We start from the raw sequence: 437 nt of genomic DNA on the forward strand, positions 1-437 counted from the left end.
CTCCCGCTTTAGTGTCACGGCCCAAAGCAAGCAATGCATTAGGTTCTAGGCGTTGAGCTTTCTCTCTCGTCCCTTGCTCAGCGACAACAGTTGTCTAATGCTTGTCAGCGGCTTGAGCCGTTTGAATTAAACTGAATAAGGTTACCGCAACGCCACCAATCACCATGGCATTTGTAGCCGCTTTAACTAAGCTATACAGTGTAGAAGAGGCACTTCCTTCTTCCTCCACCACCGTACTTTGCTTGGCATTTTTGCCTGAAGAAGAGGCTTTTACATGCCCCTTGGCAAGTTCAGATACGGCAACCCAAGCCTCCTGGGCCGCATTCCAAACAATCTTGTATATTTTATTCATAACAGTGAATCTCCTTACTGTATATACATTTATCTAACCTAAGTGCGCTGCTCATTTAAGAAAATGCTAAAAACACACTTTAATA

At 44.2% G+C, this 437-nt stretch carries 1 protein-coding gene; it reads right to left on the reverse strand.

The window, feature by feature from the left end; genetic code table 11:
- Nucleotides 1-94: 94 nt before the first annotated feature.
- Complete coding sequence (locus tag ACTHTY_RS12115) at nt 95-352, reverse strand: ESPR domain-containing protein (protein ID WP_440367878.1); 258 nt, start codon at nt 350-352, stop codon at nt 95-97.
- Between the last annotated feature and the right edge of the window lie 85 nt (nt 353-437).

Origin of the sequence: Neisseria sp. P0019.S002 (genome assembly GCF_051957155.1) — a bacterium.
Taxonomy (GTDB): Bacteria; Pseudomonadota; Gammaproteobacteria; order Burkholderiales; family Neisseriaceae; genus Neisseria; species Neisseria perflava.